Genomic DNA, 3,835 nt, shown 5'->3' with positions numbered 1-3,835 from the left:
TATCCCTACGGTACGATTAACACGCAGGGTGGTTTCATACAAGAAAATAAAAATGTAAAAACCCTAGTGTTTAGTCTTCAACCGCCCTCGAATGAATTCCTTGCTCATAGCCAAAGTTCACTGAAGTGAACTGAAAGATTTTTCTTCCGGTGTATGAAACCACCCTGGGTACGGGGAGACTGGGGGACGGGGGACTGGGATTTTGGATTGAAACTTTATCGATCCTTCCCACACTCCTTACTCCTTACTCCCCCTCCCCTAGTAGAATGGCGGATGTCGATCGCACAAAGTCGCTAACATAATAGAGGTTCAGATATCTGTCCCCCGATTTTAGGAGCCGCTAAATTGTCTACGATCGATCCTCGACTTACCACCGATAAAGATAATTCGATCGTCAATTCGATCGAGCGCATTTTAGCTAAAGCAATTGCAGATCGGACTTCGCATCTTTATTTTGAACCGCAAGCTCGTTCGCTCCAGATTAGAATTCGTCAGAATGGTGCGTTGCAAACAGCACTCCAGAATTTACCCGATAATTTTGTCGCTCCGACGATCGATTATCTTAAATCTTTAGCTCGAATCGATAGAAATTCAGCCGCACCACAAATCGGTAGATTCGAGAAAGTTGCTAATCTCGATCGGGTACAAATCGAATTTACCACTTTACCGACTCAATTTGGCGATAGTGTCACTCTTAAAATTACTTATCCCCAGCACCCACCGCTAGCTCTAGAACGATCTATTCCCAATGGTGAAGTGTTCGAGCAAATCGAGCGATTGATTCATAGCGATCGAGGTTTGATTTTAGTTGTTGGCGAAAAAGCTAGTGGTAAATCGACCACAGTTTATGCTAGTTTAGCCGAAATTCAGCGATCGGATCGGCTGATTTATGCGATCGATCGACAGTTGAAATGTACCGTACCGGGTATCGAACAAATTACCATTTCACCTGATGCTAATGGTGAGACAATTTCGCGAACCATCGACACTTGTTTGCGCCAGCAACCCGATGTATTAGCCATCGGCGAACTCGATAGTCTGTCGATCGCTCAAGCGGCTTTGCGCGCTGTTTCGCGCGGTTGTCTGGTCTTTGCGACTATTTCGGCTGCCACCGCAGGTGCGGCGATCGCCAATCTCCTCGCGCTAGGTATCCCCGCAGCGCACCTTTACACCGCTACAATTGGCATCATCGCTCAAAAATCGCTCAAACAGCTCTGCCCCGATTGTCGGCTGCCTGACGAGCCAGAGAGCGGTCAATTAGCCCAAATCGGCAGTACTTTCCTCAGTCTCAACGAGCGGCGATCGTATTATCGCGCCAATAGCCTGAGCGTGAGTCAGATCGAGCGGGCGAAACAAGCAGGTACATTATGTAATTGTCGGGGCGTTGGTTATTGCGGGACGATCGATATTCATGAGGTATCAATTATTATCGATCGACTCAAATCGACAATTTTACATGGCGATGCCGAAGCGATCGATTTAGCCGCTCAGGAACTGGGAATGCGATCGTTTTTAGATTTAGGTGTCAAACTTTTTTGTGAGGGTAAAACCACCTTTGCAGAAGTTAAACGGTGCATTCCACCGAGGATATTACTACAAAATCAGCTTCTGGCTGCCGATACTTATCCCAATAGCTGCGAGCTTAATATCGATAACAGCGATAGCTTAGAAAATACTTTGTACTGGAAAAAACAAGCGATCGCCGCGCAAACCGATCGCGAACAGTTATTAAAAGAGTTAGAAAATTATCAACAAGAGTCCGACGAATTCGAGCAGCGCATCAAACAGAGCCGATCGCAAGTAGAACACGGAACTCGTGCCGAAATTGCCCTGCAATTATTATCAGTTATCGATGTCATCGAACTCGCCCGCACGTCGATTAAACCCCAAACCGATCGCGAGGCTGCCATTCAAAAAGGCTATTCGATGTTAGAAACAAAAATGCTATCGAGCATCAAAGAAATTGGCGTGCGCGTTACTGAAACTAAAGGTCGTAAATTCGACTCGCATTTACACGAAGTCATCCGAGAAGTTGCCACTCACGAATATGCGCCGGGAATCATCATTGATGAAATCAAACGGGGTTATACACTCGGCGATCGCGTTTTGCGGCTGGCACAGGTTCAAGTTGCTACCGCTGCTAATTTTCGATAAAACCAACTTCTCGAAATTAGGCATCGCCCTATTCGATCGACTGCACGAAAAATCTAATTAGTCAATATCTAGCATCTAAATTTTTGTGACTATTTAGTGGTAGTTCTCAGTAATCTGGTTTAGATTAAACAGACTTAGATTTAGTTTTTTATATTTAATTTTATGACTACTGGCGATTTATCTAGTCCAGAAATAAGTCGAAATTACGGCTATGGTAAAGCCTTACCCAAAGTTAAACTACTCACGATCGTCCGGCTGGGGTTATTCCAGATGGGGCTGGGGATGATGTCGGTGATGGTATTTGGCGTACTCAATCGAGTGCTGATTAAAGAATTAGCCGTACCGAGTACACTCGCGACCATCATTTTAGCCTTAACATTGTTTGTCGCTCCAGCTAGAGTAATCTTCGGGCAACTTTCTGATACCAAACCGTTATTTGGCTATCATCGGACTGGTTATGTCTGGCTGGGAGCTGCGGGACTGGCGATTAATGCGATAATTGCCGTACAGGTAATGTGGCAATTGGGTGCGAGTCTCAAGCTAACTGGTTGGACTTTGGCAACTTACGGTTGGGCGGGTTTATTGGGGCTGATCTTTGCCCTGTATGGCTTATCGGTGAGTATGTGTTCGACACCGTTTGCGACTCTACTGGTCGATATTACCGATGAAGAAGACCGATCGAGAGTAGTGGCGATCGATTGGTCGATGTTAATTGGTGGTACGATCGTTGGAGCGATTACGATCGGCGTTTTGCTAAAGTCATTAACGATCGATGCCACGATCTTTGAAGTTCAAGCTCAAATTAATCGCCTATTTTTAATTATTCCAGTACTCATTTGTATCTTAACGGTGGTAGCTACGTGGGGAGTCGAACGTAAATATTCACGATTTACCAGTCGAGTAAGTACCCCACATGAAGGTTCGCATTTATCGTTAGGGCGCGCTCTAGCTATTCTCACCGCCAGTCGCCAAACTCAAATATTTTTCACCTTTCTAGTCGTAATGACGCTCGGATTATTCATTCAAGATCCGATTCTAGAAACTTATGGGGGCGATATTTTTAATCTTTCCATCGGTCAAACGGCTTCGCTGAATGCTTACTGGGGTGGCGGAACTCTGTTAGGATTGAGTGCGGCGGGATTCTGGTTTATTCCCAAGCTGGGCAAACAGAAAACAGCCAGGTTAGGCTGTATGCTAGTAGCGGCATCGATGCTCTGGATTATTGTCGCAGGTTTAACTCAAAAAGCAGTTTTTCTGCAATTAGCTCTACTACTATTTGGAATGTGTTCGGGATTGGTAACGACTGGCGCGATTTCGCTGATGTTAGATCTGACAGTTCCCGAAACGGCTGGAACATTCATCGGTGCGTGGGGATTATCGCAAGCTTTAGCCAAAGGTTTGGCAACCATTATCGGCGGTACAGGGTTATCGATCGGTAAGTTAATCTCACCAAACCTGATGCTTGCTTATGGCTTGGTATTTAGCCTTCAAGCTTTAGCCATGATTATTGCCGTATATTTACTTGACAGGGTTAACGTCCGCGAGTTTCAGACTAGTGCTAAAGATACCATCAAAGCCGCGATCGCCGCTGATGTCGATTAACTCACATCTTAGATCGAAACATCATTAATAGTGTTTTGAGATGAGGGGCTGGCAATTTAATAAACTACCAGTGGGTTTA

At 45.3% G+C, this 3,835-nt stretch carries 2 protein-coding genes; both read left to right on the top strand.

The window, feature by feature from the left end:
- Positions 1–345 precede the first annotated feature (345 nt).
- Positions 346–2,154, top strand: coding sequence for a nucleotide exchange factor GrpE (gene grpE, locus Q0R35_RS12870; RefSeq protein ID WP_295618689.1), 1,809 nt, complete (start codon positions 346–348; stop codon positions 2,152–2,154).
- Between the two features lie 162 nt (positions 2,155–2,316).
- Complete coding sequence (locus Q0R35_RS12865; protein WP_295618686.1) at positions 2,317–3,756, top strand: BCD family MFS transporter; 1,440 nt, start codon at positions 2,317–2,319, stop codon at positions 3,754–3,756.
- Positions 3,757–3,835: the final 79 nt, after the last annotated feature.

Origin of the sequence: Chamaesiphon sp. GL140_3_metabinner_50, assembly GCF_025361915.1 — a bacterium.
In the GTDB taxonomy this organism is placed as follows: domain Bacteria; phylum Cyanobacteriota; class Cyanobacteriia; order Cyanobacteriales; family Chamaesiphonaceae; genus Chamaesiphon.
This window is presented reverse-complemented; position numbering and strand designations above follow the sequence as displayed.